At 40.6% G+C, this 22,263-nt stretch carries 17 protein-coding genes; 8 read left to right on the forward strand and 9 right to left on the reverse strand.

Annotated elements, in window-relative coordinates; all coding sequences use genetic code 11:
* Positions 1–45: 45 nt before the first annotated feature.
* Positions 46–2,433 (forward strand): ribonuclease R, encoded by a 2,388-nt coding sequence (rnr, locus tag IEE83_RS28330; protein ID WP_194124116.1) that lies wholly within the window; start codon positions 46–48, stop codon positions 2,431–2,433.
* 20 nt (positions 2,434–2,453) lie between these two features.
* On the opposite strand, the gene IEE83_RS28335 is transcribed toward rnr, so the two are convergent.
* Complete coding sequence (locus IEE83_RS28335) at positions 2,454–2,654, reverse strand: hypothetical protein (RefSeq protein ID WP_194124117.1); 201 nt, start codon at positions 2,652–2,654, stop codon at positions 2,454–2,456.
* A 244-nt stretch (positions 2,655–2,898) separates the two neighbouring features.
* Between IEE83_RS28335 and IEE83_RS28340 the strand changes: the two genes are divergently transcribed.
* The 5 genes from IEE83_RS28340 (at position 2,899) to IEE83_RS28360 (ending at position 9,274) form a co-directional block, all read left to right on the forward strand.
* The gene (locus tag IEE83_RS28340; RefSeq protein WP_194124118.1) at positions 2,899–3,792 is read left to right on the forward strand and encodes a 3-keto-disaccharide hydrolase; all 894 of its coding nucleotides are present in this window, start codon (positions 2,899–2,901) and stop codon (positions 3,790–3,792) included.
* Positions 3,793–3,856: 64 nt separating this feature from the next.
* Complete coding sequence (gene gldG, locus IEE83_RS28345) at positions 3,857–5,509, forward strand: gliding motility-associated ABC transporter substrate-binding protein GldG (RefSeq protein WP_194124119.1); 1,653 nt, start codon at positions 3,857–3,859, stop codon at positions 5,507–5,509.
* 112 nt (positions 5,510–5,621) lie between these two features.
* Positions 5,622–6,746, forward strand: coding sequence for a DNA polymerase III subunit beta (gene dnaN / locus IEE83_RS28350; RefSeq protein WP_090340695.1), 1,125 nt, complete (start codon positions 5,622–5,624; stop codon positions 6,744–6,746).
* A gap of 273 nt (positions 6,747–7,019) precedes the next feature.
* Positions 7,020–7,394, forward strand: coding sequence for a BlaI/MecI/CopY family transcriptional regulator (locus tag IEE83_RS28355; RefSeq protein WP_194124120.1), 375 nt, complete (start codon positions 7,020–7,022; stop codon positions 7,392–7,394).
* 2 nt (positions 7,395–7,396) lie between these two features.
* Complete coding sequence (locus IEE83_RS28360) at positions 7,397–9,274, forward strand: M56 family metallopeptidase (RefSeq protein WP_194124121.1); 1,878 nt, start codon at positions 7,397–7,399, stop codon at positions 9,272–9,274.
* Positions 9,275–9,344: 70 nt separating this feature from the next.
* Here the strand turns inward: IEE83_RS28360 and IEE83_RS28365 are convergent, their stop codons facing one another.
* From IEE83_RS28365 to IEE83_RS28390, 6 genes are all read right to left on the reverse strand, one after another.
* On the reverse strand, positions 9,345–10,367 hold the full coding sequence (locus tag IEE83_RS28365; RefSeq protein ID WP_194124122.1) for an LLM class flavin-dependent oxidoreductase: 1,023 nt from the start codon (positions 10,365–10,367) through the stop codon (positions 9,345–9,347).
* 139 nt (positions 10,368–10,506) lie between these two features.
* Positions 10,507–11,574 carry a ferredoxin--NADP reductase gene (locus tag IEE83_RS28370; RefSeq protein ID WP_194124123.1) on the reverse strand — a complete coding sequence of 356 codons (1,068 nt, stop codon included), beginning with the start codon at positions 11,572–11,574 and terminating at the stop codon, positions 10,507–10,509.
* 214 nt (positions 11,575–11,788) lie between these two features.
* Complete coding sequence (locus IEE83_RS28375; protein ID WP_194124124.1) at positions 11,789–13,006, reverse strand: pyridoxal phosphate-dependent aminotransferase; 1,218 nt, start codon at positions 13,004–13,006, stop codon at positions 11,789–11,791.
* Positions 13,007–13,216: 210 nt separating this feature from the next.
* Entirely contained in the window at positions 13,217–14,023 is an 807-nt protein-coding gene (locus tag IEE83_RS28380) for an AAA family ATPase (RefSeq protein WP_194124125.1), read from the reverse strand.
* 26 nt (positions 14,024–14,049) lie between these two features.
* On the reverse strand, positions 14,050–15,333 hold the full coding sequence (locus tag IEE83_RS28385) for a BamA/TamA family outer membrane protein (protein ID WP_228102110.1): 1,284 nt from the start codon (positions 15,331–15,333) through the stop codon (positions 14,050–14,052).
* Positions 15,334–15,482: 149 nt separating this feature from the next.
* On the reverse strand, positions 15,483–16,694 hold the full coding sequence (locus IEE83_RS28390) for an NADP-dependent isocitrate dehydrogenase (protein ID WP_194124127.1): 1,212 nt from the start codon (positions 16,692–16,694) through the stop codon (positions 15,483–15,485).
* A 254-nt stretch (positions 16,695–16,948) separates the two neighbouring features.
* On the opposite strand from IEE83_RS28390, the gene IEE83_RS28395 reads away from it, so the two are divergent.
* Positions 16,949–17,527, forward strand: a complete 579-nt coding sequence (locus IEE83_RS28395; RefSeq protein WP_194124128.1) for a 5-formyltetrahydrofolate cyclo-ligase — start codon at positions 16,949–16,951, stop codon at positions 17,525–17,527.
* 463 nt (positions 17,528–17,990) lie between these two features.
* Positions 17,991–19,001 carry an aspartate-semialdehyde dehydrogenase gene (locus IEE83_RS28400; protein ID WP_194124129.1) on the forward strand — a complete coding sequence of 337 codons (1,011 nt, stop codon included), beginning with the start codon at positions 17,991–17,993 and terminating at the stop codon, positions 18,999–19,001.
* A 295-nt stretch (positions 19,002–19,296) separates the two neighbouring features.
* Here the strand turns inward: IEE83_RS28400 and IEE83_RS28405 are convergent, their stop codons facing one another.
* Positions 19,297–20,514 carry an NADH-quinone oxidoreductase subunit D gene (locus IEE83_RS28405; protein ID WP_194124130.1) on the reverse strand — a complete coding sequence of 406 codons (1,218 nt, stop codon included), beginning with the start codon at positions 20,512–20,514 and terminating at the stop codon, positions 19,297–19,299.
* A gap of 88 nt (positions 20,515–20,602) precedes the next feature.
* Complete coding sequence (locus IEE83_RS28410; RefSeq protein ID WP_310588605.1) at positions 20,603–22,171, reverse strand: glycoside hydrolase family 10-like protein; 1,569 nt, start codon at positions 22,169–22,171, stop codon at positions 20,603–20,605.
* Positions 22,172–22,263: the final 92 nt, after the last annotated feature.

The raw sequence follows: 22,263 nt of genomic DNA on the forward strand, positions 1-22,263 counted from the left end.
ACGATTATTCCACCTTCCTTAATCAACAATTACTCATAAAACTTCATGAGAGATAAAAAACCAAACAAAGAATTTAAAGAAAATAAGACAGTCAAAGCGCCGCATGGCATTGTTTCCTATATCGATAATTTGAAAGCAGATATTGCCGCTTTTTTCGATTTAAATAGTGAACATTCTTTCCGCCCGTTTGACGTACACGCGCATTTTGGCGTAGAGGACCGCAAGGTTCGTGCGCTTTTTAACGAGATTTTACATGAACTTCAGGAATCCGGCCAGATCCGTTCGAATGTCGACGGAACATTTACGGCCGCTCCAAACAAACCACAGGCAGATCCTGGCCTGATTGGCCGTGTTGACCGTGTGAACAAAGGTTTTGCTTTCGTGATCATTGAAGGTCGCGAAGATGACATATATGTGGAAACCGAATTGCTGAACGGCGCCTGGGATGGTGATATCGTAAAGGTTCAGATTCTTTCCAAATCAGGAAGAAGACAACAAACAAGCCGTGGAGATTCCGGAAAAACCAGAGTGGAAGGTCGTGTTGTTGAAATCGTTGAAAGATCACAAAAAGAAATTGTCGGGATTATCGAAGTATGGCCGAAATATGCCGTGGTTCAGCCAGATCATAAAAAATTATTCGACCCGATTTTCGTTGAGCCGGAACATCTTCACGGTGCTTCAAATGGCGATAAGGTGATTATAAAAATGACCACCTGGCCGACAAGAACGCGTCAGCCGGAAGGAGAAGTTTTGCACGTTTTAGGACAAGCAGGAGAGAATGATGTAGAAATGCACGCGATCCTGGCTGAATTTGGCTTACCATACGAATTCCCTGGATCGGTTGAAAAAGAGGCACAAAAAATTCCGGATGCTATTCCGAAAGAGGAAATTTTGAAGCGCCGTGATATGCGTGCGACTTTAACTTTTACCATTGACCCGGTTGATGCGAAAGATTTTGATGATGCGCTTTCGGTGCGTTATCTGGATGAAGGAAATGTAGAAGTTGGCGTGCATATCGCTGACGTGTCACATTATGTGCGTCCGGGTACGGAGCTTGAAAAAGAAGCAAACCGCCGTGCGACCTCGGTATATCTTGTCGACAGGACGGTTCCGATGCTTCCTGAAAAATTATCCAATAATCTTTGTTCACTTCGTCCAAATGAGGATAGACTTGCCTTTTCAGCCATTTTTGAATTGAGCCCGAAAGGTAAAATTTTGAAAGAATGGTTTGGCAGAACCGTGATCCATTCTGAACGCCGCTATTCTTATGAAGAAGCGCAGCAGGTTTTGGACACCAAAGAAGGAGATTATCCAAACGAATTAACGTTGCTGAACAGCATCGCGAAAATACTTCGGAAAGAACGTTTCAAAAACGGAGCGATTAATTTTGAAACAGCCGAAGTACGTTTCCGTCTGGATGAAAATGGGAAACCACTGGGTGTTTATCAAAAGGAACGCCACGATTCGCATAAGCTGATTGAAGAATTTATGCTTTTGGCCAATAAACGTGTGGCTGAATTTGTCTATTCACTTTCAAAAGGACCGGATAAAAATACGATGGTTTACCGCGTTCACGAAGCACCGGATCCGGATCGTTTGAAAACATTTGCTTCGTTCGTTGCCAAGCTTGGGCATAAACTGGAAGTGGACGACGAAAAGCAAATCGCGAAATCCATGAATAGTATGCTTCATGAAGTCGAAGGTAAACCGGAACAAAATCTGATTGAATCTTTGGCTGTGAGAACGATGGCGAAAGCACGGTACAGCGTTGAAGATCTGGGTCACTTTGGTTTGGCATTCAAACGTTACACGCATTTTACCTCACCCATTCGGCGGTATCCGGATGTAATGGCGCATCGATTGTTGCAGCATTATCTGAACGGCGGAGAATCGGTGAACAGCGAAACCTACGAAGGTGCCTGCAAACATTCATCCGAACGCGAAAGATTAGCCTCTGATGCAGAACGCGCTTCGATCAAATACAAACAAGTCGAGTTTATGAGCACGATGGACAAAGATCGTGTTTTTGATGGTATCATTACCGGCGTAACTGAATTCGGAATTTTTGTTGAAATAACAGAAACCGCTTCGGAAGGTTTGGTAAGAATGAATGACTTAGGTGACGATTATTATGAACATGATAAAGACAATTACCGTCTGATAGGCCAGCGCACGAAAAAGATTTACACCTTTGGAGATGCTGTAAAAGTGCAGGTAAAAGATACCAATCTGGCACGGAGAAGCATGGATCTGTATTTGGCTAGTAATACGACTTCATCTATTCGCTCACGAAATGGTAGTGGGTTTGAGGAGAAAAGTGGGCGAAGTTCTCGTGGTTCGTCTTCACGGGATTCCGGGAAACCATCTTCTTCGAGAAGAAGTAAGCCTTCAACGGGTGCTCCAAAAGACAAACAACGGAGAAAAAGGAGATAGTCAGGCAGGCATTTTTTCTTTTACCGTTTGATGTAAAGTTTTAACCCTTTCAGATTAAAAACTCCATTTTGTAACAGTTGGTTAAGAATTTCAGGAGAAATTTCCCTTGAATTTTTAGCCAACTCCTTCCAGAACAGCGCTTTTTCTTCCTCGGTTTCCAATTTGGAAAAGCGATTGAAAGCTTCTTGTAATAATTCCGGTACTATTGGTTCCTGTTTCATAGTTTATAATTTCTTCGCCCGGTAAGGGCGTCATGTTTATAGCCAAAAAGTAACTCGGCATCAATATAATTCCTTTTGGAGTTCCCTGAAATAGCGGGAGGCTCCGATGGAGCCAGGAAATTATAAATTAACGACATTCTATAAACAGGAGGCTCTATGGAGCCGGTATAGATCAATGTTAAATTCTTGATACATCAGTAGGAAACTCCAAACGCCACCTTTTCGAAACAAACAACAACCTGCTATGTCCAAATTCTGCAAATTTCTATCTCTTTTCCTTCTACTTTCCTACGTCACCTTCGCCCAAAATAATCCTGACAAAGAAGAGTGGCAATCCTTATTTAATGGAAAAGATCTGAAAGGCTGGGATATTAAAATTGCTGGGCATAAAGTCAATGACAATTATAAAAATACCTTCATCGTTGAAGACGGCATGATCCGGGTGAATTATAAGGAATATAAAACTTTTACCACGGAATATGGCCACATGTATTATTACAAGCCGTTTTCGCATTACCGTTTACGTTTGAAATATCGCTTTAACGGAAATCAGGTTCCGGGCGGTGCATCCTGGAATGTCCGCAACAGCGGTATTATGTTACATTCGCAATCGGCCGCCAGTTTAGGACTTGACCAGGATTTCCCGGTTTCGCTGGAAATGCAATATCTTGGTGGGTTAAATGCAGGCGAACGCACCACAGGAAATCTTTGTACGCCGGGTACCATTGTCGAGGTTAATGGAAAAATTGACCAGGCACATTGTATCAATTCCACTTCAAAAACTTACGATGGCGATCAATGGGTTTCTGCTGAGGCGATTGTTCTTGGAGATTCTATCGTTCATCATATTATTAACGGTGATGTTGTTTTTACATTTACGAAGCCTAAAATCGGTGGCGGTTATGTAGGAAAAGATCACGATTTTAAGGCCGGGCATTTCAGTAATGCAGAAGAATGGATCAAGAAAGATGGCACGCCATTAACCAGCGGTTATATTGCATTACAGGCTGAAAGTCACCCGATTGATTTTAAAGATATCGAAATCCTGAACCTGAAAGGCTGTATGGATCCGAAAGCTTCCAACTACAAATCGTATTACCAATCTGCTGATAATAAAAGCTGTAAATACAAGAAATAACCGCCTCCCGCAATAACTCCGTATAGTTTTTATATTTTTGCTGAAAAACGGGCGTTACTGCTTCATGAAAAAAATAATTTTCAGGTTCTTATTTGTATTGATCATCCTGGCCGGACTCAACTGGCTGGCTTCTTTATTCTTTTTCCGCTGGGATTTAACGGAAGATAATCGGTATACAATCTCTGACGCAACCAAGCAGTTATTAAGCAATCTGGACAAAGACGTGATCGTCAACGTCTATCTTTCCGGTGAATTTCCTCCCGGTTTTGAACGCCTGGAAAGTGCTACCCGCGAAACGCTTGAAGAATTTAAGACTTATTCCAACGGACATTTATCCTTCCAGTTTTCCGATCCATCCGACGCGGCAAGTGAAGATGAGAGAAAAAAACAATATCAAAATCTGGTAGACCGCGGCTTAAGACCGACTAACCTTTTCGCCAATGAAGATGGAAAACGGACTGAAAAACTAATTTTTCCGGGAGCCATTGTTCAGGCTGATACGCTCGCGATTCCGGTTCAGCTTTTAAAAGGAAATAAAAGCAGCACTCCCGAAGAACAGTTAAATCAATCTTACGAAAATGTAGAATTTCAACTGGCTTCTGCGATTCGCGTGCTTGATAATCCTGCTAAAAAGAAAGTTGGCTTACTCGTAAATCATACTCAAAAACTCCCACCTGCCAGACTTAGCGATCTGATCGCCACGATGCAGCAAAGTTATGATGTTTTCATGGTGGTTAATGATCCTGAAACGTATGAAGGGCTGGATGCTCTGATGGTTTTAAAACCTGATGTTCCGTTTTCTGAGGAAGAAAAATACAAATTGGATCAGTACGTAATCGGCGGCGGCAAAGCGCTTTTTTTTGTTGATGGTGCCAAAGTGGATAGTGTTAGTCTGGAAGGAAATTATGTACAACCGCTTGATTTAAACCTGAACGATCTTTTTTTCCGTTGGGGAGCCAGAATTAACAATAATCTTGTCAAGGATTTGAATTGTGCGACGATTCCAATGAATGTTGGAAATATGGGCGATAAGCCAGAAATAAAGGCAGTTCCCTGGCGGTTTTTTCCTTTGCTGAATAATTTTGGGCCAAGTCCGATTACAAGAAATACGGATGCTGTTTATTCAAGATTTTTAAGTTCTCTGGATACTGTGGGTGGTGCGCCGGGAATTCAGAAAATTCCGCTTTTGATGACTTCACCTTATACAAATCTGGTAAATACGCCTGCTTTGGTAGGTTATAACGAAGCACGTCAGCAACCAGATCCAGCTGAATATAAAGGTGGCGTAAAATTAGCCGCTGTTCTTTTGGAGGGTTCGTTTAATTCGCTTTTCGAAAACAGAATTTTACCAAACGATCCGCGTTCCAAGACTTTTAAAGCAACAGGGCAGGGGAAAATTATTATTTGCGCAGACGGCGATGTTGTGGTTAACGACTATGACTACCGCAGAAATACACCGCTTCCCCTTGGTTATGATCGTGCTTCGAGCAATATTTTCGGTAATAAAGATTTCGTCATGCACGCGCTGGATTACATGACCGACGAAAATGGGATCATCAATTCACGCAGCAAACAGATCAGTATTCGTGCTCTGGATAAGATTGCGGTGCACAAGGACAAAAAATTCTGGCAGGTGCTGAATCTTCTTTTACCCCTGGTTATTCTTGGTATTTTCGGAGCAATCCGTTACTATATTCGCCGACGTAAATTCGCATAATAATAAAGCGGTAGAGTACATTTTTTTTTCTTACTTTTGTTCCCTACCAGACAGATTTAGAGATCTGCCTGGGTTTTTTATAATTTTTATTTAACCACTTCCGTCACGAATTATGAAGTTTGTCGTTTCGTCATCGGTACTGCTCAAGCAACTATCTGCAATTAATGGTGTCGTTTCAACGAACCCAATCGTACCTATATTAGAAAATTTTTTACTTTCGCTTGAAGGTAATCGCCTGACTGTTACTGCATCTGATTTGCAGACTGTTATGATTACTGAAATCGAAGTAGAATCTACCGAAAAAGGCGCTATCGCCGTTCCTGCAAAACTTTTGCTGGATACGTTACGCGGTCTTCCTGAGCAGCCAATCACGCTTCAGGTAAACAGCGAGACTTTCGGAACCGAGATTATTTCAGACAATGGACGTTATAAATTATCCGGTGAAAACCCGATTGATTTCCCAAAAACGCCGTCTGTAAATCGTGGACAATCTGTTGATTTGTCGTCTTCTGCTTTGGGAGCGGCAATCGCTAATACATTGTTTGCAACCAGCACAGATGATCTTCGACCTGCTATGACCGGGGTTTTTGTTCAGATGGGCGTTGAAAATGCAACATTTGTTGCTACGGATGGTCACCGTTTGGTGCGCTACCGTCGTTCTGATATCAAATCGGATGTTGACACTTCGATGATCATCCAGCGTAAGGCGTTGAACTTGCTGAAATCTTGTCTGCCTTCTGATGATGTGCCTGTAAAAGCTGAATTTACTGCTTCCAATGCATTTTTCAGTTTTGGAAATATCCGTATGATCTGTCGTTTGATCGATGAGCGTTTCCCGGATTATGAAAACGCGATTCCAACAAACAATCCAAATACCTTGACGATAGGCCGGATGGAAATTCTGAGCTCATTACGTCGTATTTCCATTTATTCAAACCGTACCACACATCAGGTTCGCTTGAAAATGTCTTTAAATGACCTTGTGATTTCTGCGGAAGATCTTGATTACTCAAATGAAGCGAATGAACGTTTGATGTGCGAATATAACGGTGATGCGATGGAAATCGGCTTTAACGCTAAGTTCTTAATTGAAGTACTTGGAAACCTGTCAAGCAAAACCATCACTTTCGAACTTTCTGCACCTAACCGTGCTGGTTTAATTATCCCGGTTGATCAGGAAGAGAACGAAGATATCCTTATGCTGGTAATGCCTGTAATGTTGAATACTTACGTTTAGAAATTACATCAAGAAAAACTTAGATATTCATTTATCTTAATTTTTGTTAAAATAATAAAAAATGCCAGCAGGGAATTCCCGCTGGCATTTTTTATTTATCTGTTAATCAGTAATTTAAATCTATTAATTCAATATTTTGCAGCCAACTACGAAAATAATCGTAATAGACTCTTGCAAATACGAATATTTTCGTAGAGATTTGTTACGAACTAAATCGTACAAAGCAATTCAGCTTTTTGAATTGAAAATCAATTTAATAAAATTTTATTAGCCATGATCATAAAACCAACAGAATCTGAACTGGAAATTTTGAATTACTTGTGGAAAGAAGGCCCTTCTACTGTGAGACAAGTTCATGATTTCCTTTCCGCATCCAAAGACACCGGTTACACAACAACGCTTAAACTGATGCAGATTATGCATGATAAAGGCGTTTTGTATAGGACTGAAAACGGCCGCTCTCACATTTACGTAGCACTGCTCGATGAAGAAGAAACGCAGCAGGATCTGCTTGGACGTTTTGTTGAATCAACGTTTCGTGGCTCCGCTGCCCGTTTAGTCATGCAGGCTTTGGGAAATCACTCAACTTCCAAAGAAGAATTAGATGAAATTCGTGAATTGTTAAACAACCTTGAAAACAAAAAATAGCCATGAAATCGTTTTTCAACTTATTCTCTGACGCGCTGGTTTCGTCCTTCGGGTGGATGCTGGTTCATTCACTCTGGCAAGGTGCTTTGCTCGTATTAGTTGCCAGCATTGCATTATATCTTTTGCGAAAAAGTCCGGCAACAGTTCGTTACACGGTGGGAATTCTAACACTTTCTATTCAGGTTATTTCATCGCTCGTTACTTTCTTTTATTATTATTTCAACGCGACTCCGAAAGTTTTGAGTAGTGCATTGAAAAACACAGCGCATAACGTAGCCGACTGGAAAACATTAACTTACGAACTTTCACTGACCTCGAAAGTCCAGCTTTGGCTGACGGCACATATTCAGGAGCTTGTTATTTGCTGGCTTATCGGTGCCGCAGTTTTAGTTGTTAGATTTCTGGGAGGATGGATTTACACCGAATATCTCCGCCACAATTCACGACTGGTTATGAACAAGGAATGGAGAGCGAGATTTGGCGTTTTAACAGCGAAATTAAAAGTTTATCAATCCATAGAACTTAAAGAATCTTCCAAAATTTTGACACCGATGGTAATAGGGACTTTGCAGCCGGTCGTATTAATTCCAATCGGATTATTGTTAGGTTTTCCAACGGCCCAGATTGAAGCCATTCTTGCACATGAATTGGCGCATATTCGCCGCCATGATTATCTGGTTAATATACTGCAATCTTTTGTTGAAGTTATTTTCTTTTTCCATCCAGCACTTTGGTGGTTATCCGAGCGTGTAAGGGTTGAGCGTGAACATTGCTGCGATGACCTGGCCATTGAAGCTTGTGGAGACCGTCTTTCATTGGCTCATGCATTGGTTGGAATTGCAGAATTTAAAGCAAATCACTCATTGGCTATGGCTTTTGCATCTAAAAAACCACTTTTATTACAACGTGTAAAACGTGTGCTGGGCGTCGCTCCCAAGTCTACCAGAATTTTTGGAGGATTGCCGGTTACCATGTTATTTATTGCAGCACTGATCGGCGTTTCTGTTTATGCCGTTGGACAGGACACTTTAAAAAAGAAAAAAGCGAAGGCAAAAACGCATCAGGTATCTGTAAAACGTTCTAAACCTATCATAGTAAGGGATGAAAATGGAGCTTTGGCAGCTATTGAATCTGAACCAGACATAGATTTGGAAGTTCCTGAGATAGATGAAAACATCAACATTAATATCAACGAAGCTTTGGATGAATCTGAATTTCCGTTCATGAATGATTCTCTCAAAAGCAAAATGAGCGATTTCCACCAGAAAATGGGCGTGTTACAAAAACAAATGGAGCCCTTGCAAACCCGGATGCATGAGCTTCAACTCGAAATGGAGAAACGTCAGTTTGAAATGGAGCATTTTGACAGAGACCGCGAAAAAATTGATTGGAAAAAAGATAATGCGAACGAAATCCGTCAGGGATTGCTTGAAAAACGATCTAACCTTTTGCATCCTGATATTAAATCAAAAACAAAATTGAACGAGGCTGATCTTGAAAAACAATTGGCGGATTTTGAACAACAGATTAAAGCGCAGGAACAGGTAATTACCAAACTGAATTCTGATCTCGCAAACAACTTAAAAGAAGCAGAAAAAGCAGGTGAGCCTTATCGTGATATGGAAAAAGAAATGGATCAATTGAGCGGTAAGATGGATGAGATCGGCAAAAATATGGGACTGGCATCGTTAGGACTGAAAGATTTACATCCTGCACCACCACGCCCCGCAAGAGCACCTGGCGCGCCAAGAGCTCCAAAGAGGATAGGAAAACCTGCGATAGCAGCTCCACCGGCTCCTGCGAGCCCGGCGTCTCCCGCATCCCCGGCAATTTCTACAAAAACTCCACCGGCACCACCCGCGGCACCAGCAAAAAAATAAAATGATATATAACCAAATCGGCTTACTGCAAATGATGCGGTAAGCCGATTTAATTTTTGAACTAAACGCCCTATTTATTAATCAAAGGCGAAACTTTCTGTCCAATGATTTCGATCGATTTCATAAGTTTTTCATGTGAAATTCCAGCGTTATCCATTTGAAAAGTTAGTCGGGATATACCACCAAGGGATTCACTATGGCGAAGTATTTTGTCTGCAACCTCTTCCGGTCCGCCTACAAGTAAAGCACCATCTGGTCCCATTTGGGATTCAAAACGAGCCCTCGTCATCGGAGGCCAGCCACGTTCTTTTCCGATTTTAGTGAATGATTCTGCATATCCAGGAAAAAATTCTTCAATCGCTTCTTCCGTTGAATCGCTCACATAACCAAGTGAATGCAAACCAACCTGAAGTTCTTCCGGTTTGAATCCTGCTCTTTTTCCCGCTTCTCTGTACAGATCAACCAACGGACGGAAACGATGTGTTTCCCCACCGATAACAGCCACCATCAAGGGCAAACCCAGCATACCGGCACGGATAAAAGATTCAGGCGTACCACCCACACCTAACCAGATCGGTATTTTTTCCTGTAATGGTCTTGGGTAAACCGGCTGATTCTGCAATGCAGGACGGAATTTTCCAGACCAGGTTATAAACTCGTTATCCCGGATTTTGAGAAGCAAATCCAGTTTTTCTGAAAATAACTTATCGTAATCTTGCAGGTTCAATCCAAATAAAGGGAAGGCGTCAGTAAAGGAACCACGACCCACAACCATTTCGGCTCTTCCCTGAGATATCAGATCCAGCGTCGCAAAATTTTGGAAAACTCTTACCGGATCCGCTGCGCTTAAAACAGTAACTGCGCTTGTCAACCGGATTTTTTTCGTCCTCGAAGCCGCAGCAGCCAATATCATCGAAGGTGCGGAGTCCAGAAATCCTTTCCGGTGATGTTCACCAATTCCAAATACATCAAGACCGCAACGATCCGCGTGTTCTATTCTTTCCAGCAACTGAGCCATTGCATCCACATCATCAATTGCCGTAACCGCTTCACCACTGAACATGGCGGCGAAACTATCAATTCCTATTTCCATAGTATTTCTTTGACAATGTTTGTTTCTCAAATAAAATGCAAAGTTACCCTGATTAACCCGTAAAAAAGTCAGTGCTATACATTAGGACCGTCAATATCCTTTTGTATAGCACTCTATTATTGAATTTCTTATATCGAATTTATTCCACCTCAATTACTACATCATCACTCATCGGGTGTGCCACGCAGGTTAAAATAAAACCTTCTTTCAATTCTGCTTCTGACAAAGCATCTTCTTCATCCAGCGTCACTTTTCCGGACACACATCTGCCCATACAAGCCGTGCACATTCCTGCCTGACAAGAATAGGGAAGATCAATATCCATATTCATCGCCGCTTCCAACACCGTTTCATAAGGTTTAACGGGCACTTTGTATTCCGTTCCTTCGTAGAAAAGTGTGATCTCGTGCGTTTTCGGAGAATCGTCGGTTTCTTCCAAAGTTACTTCTCCCGGTTTTGATGCAGTGGCAGTCAGGAAACTTTCCTGCCTGATTTTATTTAAAGCAACACCTCTGATGGCCAAAGCACGGTTTGCTTCTTCCATCATATCTTCCGGTCCGCATAGAAAATATTCGGCTTCACTGACCTTTAAATGCGGCAGACCTTCCATGATTTTCAGGATATGACTTTTATTCAAACGTCCACGTTCTCCTTCCCAATTGTCATCTGGCTGACTAAGCGTATAAACTACCTTGAATCGCTCTTTATATTTTTCCTGAAGAAACTTGATCTTGTCTTTAAAAATAATGCTTGATTCGGTCCGGCTGCCGTAGATTAGTACAACTTCACTTTCCTGTTCAACCATTAAAATGGATTTGGCAATTGAAAATAAAGGCGTAATTCCACTTCCTGCGCCAATAAAAACAACCTGACGCGTCTGGTCGTCTTCCTGTTTTGGAAAGAATAGTCCCATAGGCTCCATTGCTTCCAATACGTCATCTACTTTGATCGTATCAAGTAAATAATTAGAAGCAAACCCGCCGGGAACACGTTTAATCGTGATCGCCAGGGAAACGTCTGTATAAGGTGAGCTGGACATGGAGTACGAACGGCGCACTTTTTTGTCTCCGTCTGGCAAAAGCAAGGTAATAAATTGTCCCGGACGATAGGCAACTACTTCATTCAGAGGATGCCAAAAATGGATTGTAGATGCATCTTCCGTTTCTCTTTCTATTTCTTTAACCTTTAAAAAATAATATTTGCTCATGGTGATTGGGCGGTCGGCTTTCGGCTATCAGCAGTCGGCTTTTTTATATTCAGAATTTATGGTGTTGTTATCCTTTCAACAAGAAATTGATTATTCAGAATTTATGGTGTTGTTATCCTTTCAACAAGAAATTGATAAATGTAATTCGCTTGTCAAAAGAAAAAGCCTCATGGTCTTGAAAATCCATGAGGCCTGGCAATAAGTTTATTCTATACTATTTCAAAGTTGCAACCGCATCTTTGATTCTTTGTACTGCTTCTGCCAATGATTCATCAGCGGCGGCAGTTGAGATTCTGATACAATTTGGTGCACCAAAACCTGAACCTGCTACGGTTGAAACGTAAGAATTGTTAAGCAACCAGTTTGCAAAATCATCAGAATCCTTAATAACATTCGTTCCGTCAGATTTTCCGAAATAATAACTTACATCCGGGAATGCGTAAAATGCTCCATCAGGAACGTTTACTTTAAAACCAGGAATTTCTTTTAACAAACCAACTACAAGATCACGACGACGTGCATATGCTTTTGTCATTTCTTTTGTAGCATCCAAAGGACCATCAAAAGCAGCCGTAGCGGCTTTCTGAGCGATTGAATTCGTTCCCGAAGTAACTTGTCCCTGCAATTTTTCAACACCGTCAGCGATCCATTTTGCAGCACCGATAAACCCGATTCTCCATCCTGTCATAGCGAATCCTTTCGCTACTCCGTTTACGGTGATCACGCGGTCTTTCAATGCAGGAATTGATCCCATACTGAAATGTCCTTCTTCTGTGAAGTTGATATATTCGTAGATTTCGTCGGCTAAAACATAAATTCCTTCATGTTTTTCCAAAACTGCACCGATTTCTCTCAACTCAGCTTCTGAATAAACAGCGCCGGTTGGGTTGTTTGGAGATGCATACATCACCACTTTCGTACGAGGTGTGATTGCAGCTTCCAATTGTGCAGCAGTAACTTTGAAACCATTTTCAAAAGCACCTTCCACGATCACAGATTTCCCTTCCGCCAGTTTTACCATTTCGGAGTAACTAACCCAGTACGGAGCGAAGATAAGTACCTCATCACCTGGATTTACCAAAACCTGGATTACATTAGCAAGGGAATGTTTTGCTCCCGTAGAAACCACAATATTTTCAGGTTTCCAATCTATATTATTGTCGCGCTTAAGCTTATCAGCAATCGCCTTTCGTAGATCAGGGTAACCTGCTACCGGCGAATATCCATGAAATCCATCGTCAATTGCCTTTTTGGCAGCCTCACAGATAAATGCGGGCGTTTTGAAGTCTGGCTCTCCCACGCTCAGACTAATCACTTTGTGGCCTTGGGCAGCCAATTCACGGGCCATTTTGGTCATTGCCAACGTCGAAGATTCTTCGAGGGCATTGATACGGTCGGCCAGCACCTGGGTTTGCTCTGCTACTGCGGACATTGCAACAAAAATTAAGTTAAATGAAAATATTCCATTTGAGATTTGAACCCGTCGCAGGTCAATATCAACAAATTGCCCGCAAAGTTAGGGCTTTTTTGCAAGAGTTGTAGAAATAGGAGGCGTTAAAGAAAAAAAAGAATTAATGCCGGAGCAATTAATTCTTATCTGCACTTCCATTTCAATATAAAATATTAACTATTAACCGATTACCTATCTCCGAACCTCAATAGAATTTTGTGTAATTACTTTCATCTCTTCCGGATCAAATGTCAGCGGTTCAATGACATTATCAATATTTTCAAGTTTGATCAAAATGCCATGTAATGGTTTATTTTCTTCAACATTAATTATTTTGCCAAACGCCTTAATCATATCGATGCTCTGGGTTGTCGCAAAAACCTGGACATTTAAATGTTCAGCAACCTCAAAAATCATTTTCCAGAGTTCTTCCGTTACTGAATAATGTAAGCCATTTTCAATTTCATCGATAAGCACAATCCCGTTTTCACAGGTAGTTAAAGCCAGTAAAATGGTTAGAATCCGGTGAACGCCATTCCCCATCCGTAAGAGCGCAACGTTTTTCCCGCTTTTAAAAGTAGCAATTGGATTCTTTAAATTATCGGCGACAAAATCAACTTCGAAAATACGGTCATCAATCATTTTCAGGCAACGCATAGCTTTCTCCCGAATGAAATCAGTGAAAACATCAAAAGTGTGCTGTCTCAAAAATCCCTGAATACTGGAATGAGAGCTGATAAGCTTGACATTTGGAGAGAAAAGTATTTCATCGTCGGTCAGCTGGTTAGGAGCCAAATCATCAATGATGAGTTTTTCTTCCGGTAGAAATTCGTTTTGGGAAGTATAGAAATTTATTGATTCAAGGAAATTGGTTTTGCCGGAATTATTTTTCCCAATAATTAAATTAACACGGCTTAGTGAATCAATATGAAGGTTTTTGAGATTACGAAAATTTTGTATTTCTATTGAAGCGATCATTTTTTCTAATTTCTTGGTCATTAAAATAAATTAACAACGCATTATTTTTAAAAAACCTCCCCCAAATTTACAAACAATCCTCTTGAACCATTTGCTCCAAAACCATAATCGACGGCAATATTGGTACGGGAAGTTTTATTAATTTTTACACGAATACCTAAGCCAACTCCAGGTGCAACTTTATCGAATTTTTTCGTTGGCCAATTGGAAAAGCTTTGTGCATTACCAAAAACCACACCTCCGATCAAACCATTTTGTGTCAGAGAAAACCGGTATTCCGTTTCAAAATATAACATATTCGGACTACGGAATCTTCCCTGTATATAGCCCCGACCCGTATTATTTGAAGGATCCCAGCTCGTACTTGGCAAATCCAGATAGGGCGGTTTTCCTGATAAAGTCAGCCAGTTAAAATCCCAGAACGCAAGTGTATTTCTACTGCCTCTCGGGAAATTTACATATTTCCTTAATTCCAGAACGAGCGATTGCCAGTTGGTATTACTTCCCAAAACCGTCAGATTATTTCTGTAACGTGCATTGGCATAAAGTCCGGCGATCGGGTTTATCGAATTTTTTCTATTGTCATAAAGAATATTCGCAACAAGACCGGAAGAAACGGATTTAGGCGGAAGTCCATATCTGTTCACATCTTCATTACTTCCTTCCTGTTTGATTTTCCATCGATAATCAAGCAAATAACCAACGCCCATATACAACGCGCCACCTACTTTTTTCAAAACCGTTTGATGCATCCGGATATGGGAATAATCAATTCTATCCGCACTTGCTATGGAACTATGGCCTCCCAGACCGTAAGTATCCTGAGGATATTTAAAATATCGCCAGTCAAAAATGATGTTGTAACCATTATCCTTTGTCCAGATATTGGCTATAACCGGTATCGTGATCTGATTATATTGGGTATAATTGAAGCTCGAACTAATACTTGAGATGTTGGTTGTAGCTGTATCACTTAAATAGAATGCTGCATTGGCACTAAGCAAACCAACCACTCCGGTTGACAAAGTATAACCAACCGCCGGAACCATCGAATAGAGAATCTTACCAGATTTCTTTTCTTTCAGTTTAAAACTTTCTCTTTTACTTTTTTTTCTTAACTGGCCGAGCACATCCATAATATCCTTGTCCTCTACCTTTTTATCAACAGGAGCCGAGCTGTCAGGCGATACAGTTGTTTCGACCCTTATTGAATTATCAACGGGTGCAACAACCTGTGCCCGAACTTCAAAGTAGAAAGCCCCACAAAATGACAAAATAATAAAAATGAGAAAGGTTTTGAACAAGTCGACAATCCGGTTAATTGAGTTCAAATTTAGCTCAAAATACAAAATCCATGCCCGGAATGAAAAGATCTAAGTATTTTCTAACCATACTTATAAACAATCCTTTGGCCACATGCCTAATAAAAAAGCTGCCAGTTCTTTACAGAACCGGCAGCTTTCATGTATTCAAAAATAATTTAAGCCAATGCAGCTTGTAAATTATCGTTAATCGCTTCAAGGAATTCCTCAGTATAAAGGTAATGTTCTCCGTGATTCACTTTGTTTCCATAAATACAAACAGCCAAATCCTTTGTCATTTTACCACTTTCAACCGTTTCAACACAAACTCTTTCAAGTGTCTGGCAGAAATCGATCAATGGCTGGTTTCCGTCAAGTTTACCACGGAATTCCAATCCACGTGTCCATGCAAAAATCGATGCAATCGGGTTAGTAGAAGTTGGTCTTCCTTTTTGGTGCTCACGGTAGTGACGGGTTACTGTTCCGTGTGCAGCCTCAGCTTCCAAAGTTTTTCCATCCGGAGTCAACAACACAGAAGTCATCAAACCAAGAGAACCAAATCCTTGCGCAACTGTATCTGACTGAACGTCACCATCATAGTTTTTACAAGCCCAAACAAAGTTACCTTCCCATTTAAGCGCAGAAGCAACCATGTCATCGATCAAACGGTGTTCATAATGTACTTTTCCTGCAAATTCAGCATCGTAAACTTCCTGGAAAATATCTTTGAAACGACCGTCATATTTTTTCAAAATGGTGTTTTTAGTAGAAAGGTACAAAGGCCATCCTTTGCCCAAAGCTACATTGAAACAAGAGCGCGCAAAACCACGGATTGATTCGTCCACGTTGTACATCGCCATGGCAACACCTGGTCCCTGGAATTGATACACTTCGTGCTCAATTACTTGTCCGTCTTCGCCTTCAAACTTAACAGTAAGTTTTCCTTTTCCTGGCACAACGAAATCCGTTGCTCTGTACTGATCACCAAAAGCGTGACGGCCAACAATGATAGGAGCAGTCCAGTTTGTAACCAAACGAGGTACGTTGCTCATTACGATAGGCTCACGGAAAACAGTTCCATCCAAAATGTTACGGATTGTTCCGTTTGGTGATTTCCACATTTGTTTCAGATTGAATTCTTTAACGCGGTCTTCATCCGGCGTAATTGTAGCACATTTGATACCTACACCGAATTCTTTAATCGCATTTGCAGAATCGATCGTAACCTGATCATTGGTTTCGTCACGATATTCAATACCTAAATCGTAATACTTGATATCTACGTCCAGATATGGTAAAATAAGTTTTTCTTTAATAAACTTCCAGATGATTCTAGTCATCTCATCACCGTCCAACTCTACTACGGGATTTGCAACTTTAATTTTGCTCATGATTATTATTTACTATTCGAAAGTTAAAGATATTGAAATGCGACGGTGAAAGTACAAATAATAGACTGAAAAGGCGAAACAGAACGGTAAGTAAGTTTGAATTATTAATTCATTCTTTCAAAAGTATGAATGCTTTTTCATAACTATCAATCGTTAAAATACTCTATTAATGCTTATCTACCCGATTTTTTTGAAATGAGTAAGGCTGCCAGGATTAATTTTTTAATATTGCGCGAATAATCAATCAACTTGTTATGGAAAAATCCATTTTACGTGCTGAATACTTAAAGAAAAGAATGGATTTAACACAGGATGAGATTGTTGCAAAAAATAATGCTATTACTGAAAACCTGAAACTTCTTTTGGCAGGGCAAGAAATCAAAACAATACATATCTTTTTGCCTCAGCATGGAAAAGTCGAGATTGATACCTGGCAAATCATTTCCTTACTCCAAAATTCATATCCTCCGATAGCAATTGCCACCCCAAGAATTATACCCGGAACAAAAGAAATGGAGCATTTTTTGTTGAAACCGGAGACAAACCTTATCGAAAATCGCTGGAAAATTCCGGAAGCAGATCCTGAAACTTCTGTAAAAATTGAACCTCAAATAATTGATGCAGTGCTTATACCACTTTTAGCATTTGATAAAAAAGGTTTTCGGGCTGGATATGGCGGAGGTTATTATGACCGGTTTCTGGTACAATGCAAACCTGATGTTGTTAAAATTGGGTTATCGTTTTTTGAGGCGGAAGATAAAATTGATGGTTTGGATAGATTTGATGTGGCTATGAATTATTGTGTTACGCCTTTTGGGATTGTGCAATTTTAGTTTGTTGTATAAATATTTCGGGGAGATTTGTTTGCTACAATTCAGGTTATGTCACCCGTTCCGGGTTTCGAAAATCGTGTCTCATGATCTTCTATAATAATGTCATCCCTTCGGTGTTGATTTTATTTCGATGTAAAATTTTCTTTTTGAAATTCACTAATAATTCCACTGTTCAACAATTCGCCATTCCACCCAATCCCGAAGGGATGACATTATTATAGAACAATTGCGACGTCAGATCGTCTTAAACCCCAACGGGGTGACATTTTTTTTACCAAATACTTGGCTTCATTTTCCAATAACTCAAAATTCTCAAATTATCATCCAGTGCATTTGTACAATAAAAACGCAATTTGTTATTAAAAACCTCGTAAATTTGCACCACTTTTCAAATCCGGCAGATTTTACCGGAATTTGTTGAGTTACAGACAATTTTACAAATCACATTAATCCTGGTTTTAGAATGAAAATCGCAGTAGTAGGCGCTACCGGTTTGGTAGGCGGCGAAATCCTCAAAGTGCTCGAAGAGCGTAATTTCCCGGTGACGGAATTATTGGCCGTTGCATCTGAAAGATCTGTTGGTAAGGAAGTTACATTCAAGGGTAAACAGATTAAGGTAATCGGATTTGAGGATGCCATTGCAGCCAAACCTGAAATCGCGATATTTTCTGCTGGTGGTGGTACTTCTCTTGAACTTGCTCCAAGATTTGCTGCGGCTGGAATTACCGTAATTGACAATTCATCTGCATGGAGAATGGATCCTACGAAAAAACTCGTAGTGCCTGAAATCAACGCAGTGACGTTAACAAAAGAAGATAAAATTATAGCGAATCCAAACTGCTCGACTATTCAGATGGTTGTGGTTTTGAATCCGTTACACCAAAAATATAAAATAAAACGTGTTGTTGTTTCAACATATCAGTCAGTAACTGGTACTGGAAAAGCAGCGGTTGATCAGCTTTTTGCTGAACGCGCAGGCGATCACAGTGTTTCAAAAGTGTATCCGCATCCGATTGATTTAAACGTTTTGCCTCATATCGACGTGTTCCTTGACAATGGTTATACCAAAGAGGAAATGAAAATGACAAATGAAACGAAAAAAATTATGGGCGACGACAGCATTGCTGTAACGGCAACAACGGTTCGTATTCCAACAATCGGCGGTCACTCAGAAGCTGTAAATATTGAATTCGAAAATGAATTTGATCTTGACGAAGTTCGTCAGATTTTGAGCGAAGCGGAAGGTGTTATTATTCAGGACGATCCGAAAAATTTTCTTTATCCAATGCCATTAACAGCACACGGAAAAGACGAAACTTTTGTTGGACGTATCCGTCGTGATGAATCTCAGCCTAAAACTTTGAATTTGTGGATCGTTGCAGATAACCTTCGTAAAGGAGCTGCTACTAATACAGTTCAAATCGCTGAATTTCTTGCAAAACATGATTTAGTTGGTGTTGCGCAGGAAGCATAAGGTTTTGTAAATACATGATTAAACGAGGAAAGAGTGGCCGAATGGTCACTCTTTCCTCGTTTAAGGGAAATTGAATATTTTATTCAACCAGATTTGATTAGGCATTCGCTCCATCAGAGCATCCTGTTTATAGCATCAAAATTTCGAATTTGTTATTTTCACTCCGTAGGATTGTCCTGAAAATTCCAGGAGACTCCGATGAAGCCTGGAAATACATAAGGTCTATGCTTTTTTATAAACAGGCGGCTCCAAAGGAGCCATTCTGATAATGACTTGATTCGAGAAATTAACATTATTACCGATCAACCTCACCCATTACTACATCAATAGATCCAATAATCGCTACCAAATCCGCCAGCAAAGCTCCTTTTGATAATTCTCCAATCACAGAAAGATTATTAAATGAACAAGCTCTGGCTTTACAGCGCACAGGAATATCCGAGCGACCATCAGTACGGAAGAAAAATCCTAATTCTCCTTTTGAATTTTCAGCACGAGCATAAAAATCCATCGCTTTGGGACGAATTTTCTTGGGAACCATCGCTTGCGGATCGAAGGATGGTGTTCTTTTATAATCTCCCTGCAACTGTACCAAACTCTGTTCAATAATTTTTACAGATTCCCAGCATTCAACCACGCGAACCCAGGTTCTATCCCAGCAATCACCAACAGTACCCATCTTTCCTTCCCCAATCGGGACATCAAAATCAAGTTCTGGATAAACTGAATAGCCATCAACCCGACGTAAATCATAACGTAAACCAGACCCACGAAGCATTGGTCCCGTACAACCGTAATTAATTGCTACCGGTAGAGGAAGCACACCAACATTTGCTGTACGTTGAATAAAAATTTTATTATCTACAACAAGTTGCTGTAATTCAACCAGTTTTGGCTTTAAATATTGAATAAATTCCAGACAACGCTCTTCAAAACCAACCGGCAGATCATAAAATAATCCACCGATCCAGACATAATTATAAAGCATCCTGGCACCGCAAGTCCATTCCAAAAGACGAAGAATTTGCTCACGGTCACGCATCATCCATAAAAACGGCGTGTAAGCGCCAATATCCATCGCATAAGTACCCAAAGCCACAAAGTGAGAAGCCAGACGATTTAATTCGGCAACAACAACACGGATATATTCAATTCTTTTGGGGATGTCATTTTCGATTCCAAGCATTCTTTCCACGCCCATTACATAGGCGTGCTCAGAATTCATCGCCGCTACATAATCAAGCCGGTCAACGTAGGGAATGATCTGATTGAATGGAAGGGATTCGGCATGTTTTTCAAAACAACGATGCAAATAGCCAATATGCGGAACAACATCCACCACGACTTCACCATCTGTCACAACTTCAAGACGCAAAACTCCGTGTGTTGAAGGATGTTGCGGTCCCATATTAAGCACCATTTCCTCCGTACGAAGCGTTTCGGAGTTGTATTTATTTGGTGCAGATATGGAGAGATATTCCGGACGGTATTCGTATTGAATGTCTTGACTCATTTCTTATTCTATTTTTTCTACCCTGAAATCATTCAACTTAATGAACACCAACAGAATAGATTTAATCACTGGATGCTTTCAATATTTGTTAAAAACGCTGCAATTTCTGATCGAGAACTTCCACTTTTAGCGGACCAATGGGCCTGCCTTCGTTATGTAATCGATCCACCGCAGTAATATAATAAACATATTTATTTCCTGACTGGACAGTAGTATCAACAAATTTTTCACCTTCAAAAGCCATTCCCAGAATTTTTCTTGGGTCATAAGCCGAAGGCTTTTCATCTGGTCTGAAACGGTAAATCACATAATAAGTAGCTGTTTCTCCATCTGTCGCCGGATCCGGTTTTTCCCAGAATAATTCCAGACCATTTGAAAGCAAGGTTGCTTTTAAACTTTTTGGAGTAAGCGGTGGAATGGCGTCCTTCCAACTCATCGTCGGTACCAAAGCCGGATAGCGGAATAAATCATTTCTTAAAGAATCAACAAACCCCAGATTATTGTTCTTAAGAGAACGAGAGCTGAAAAAGATAGTTCCTTCGGCTTCATTTTCGCGTGAATAACGAACTTGTCCTGGTATTTCTGTCGGATTTTGCCATTGGGTATCCTTTTCTTTTCCGCCTACACGATAGGCCCCCAAACCCACATAGAAATGGCGGCCATAACAGTTTTCAGACCACCAATCCACCAGATTCTTGTAGGGAACTCTGCCAAATCTTGAAGAGAAATAAACCTGTGGAGCAATATAATCAACCCAACCTTCCCGAACCCATTTACGACTATCGGCAAAAAGATCGTCGTAAGAAGCAAGTGCTCCGTATGTTTTTGAACCTTCCGAATCGTTTCCTTTATTTCTCCAAACACCACATGGACTAATACCAAATTTGATACGGGGATTCACAGCCATTAAAGCATCGTGAATTTGTTTCACCAGCAAATCAACATTATTTCTCCGCCAGTCATTTTTATTGGCAAATCCTTGCCCGTATTGTCTGAATGTGGCATCATCATTGATAACCTGTCCGGCAACGGCATATGGATAAAAATAATCATCAAAGTGAATACCATCCACATCGTAATTTTTTGCTACGTTAACTGCAATTTCAGTAATAAACTGTCGAACAGCCGGAATCCCGAAATTGAATAATTTATATCCATCGTAACTTAAAATCCAGTCTGGATGCGTGCGACTAATATTTTCGGAAGAAACGCTGGTTGAAGATTTATGAACGAGACGGTTTAGATTCAGCCAGGCATGAAATTCCAGACCACGCCTATGTGATTCATTGATCATATATTCCATAGGATCCCACATAGGATCCGGGCGACGGCCCTGCTGACCTGTCAGCCATTCAGACCAGGGCTCATTACTTTTTGCATAAAAAGCATCACCAGCGGCCCGAACCTGCACAAAAACTGCGTTCATTCCGGCCCTTTTATGGAAATCAAGAAGATTAGAAAACTCTTTGCGCTGTTCATCCGGCACAAGATTTTTACTGCTCGGCCAGTCGATGTTATCAACCGTCGCGATCCAAACTGCTCTGAATTCCCGTTTGGGAGGATAAATTTCCTCAAATTCGGTACTTTGGGCTTTACAGCCTTCCAGTGAAAAAATGGCTAGCAGCAAGGAAAACGCAATAATTGGAAATTTTTTCACTATATAACGAATGCAAAATGTTAATCCGATCAAAGTAACGTATTTTAGACCAAAGTTAGCCGAGAAGTTCTTTAATTTGTCTTAGTAGCAAA

This window comes from Dyadobacter subterraneus, assembly GCF_015221875.1.
GTDB lineage: Bacteria > Bacteroidota > Bacteroidia > Cytophagales > Spirosomataceae > Dyadobacter > Dyadobacter subterraneus.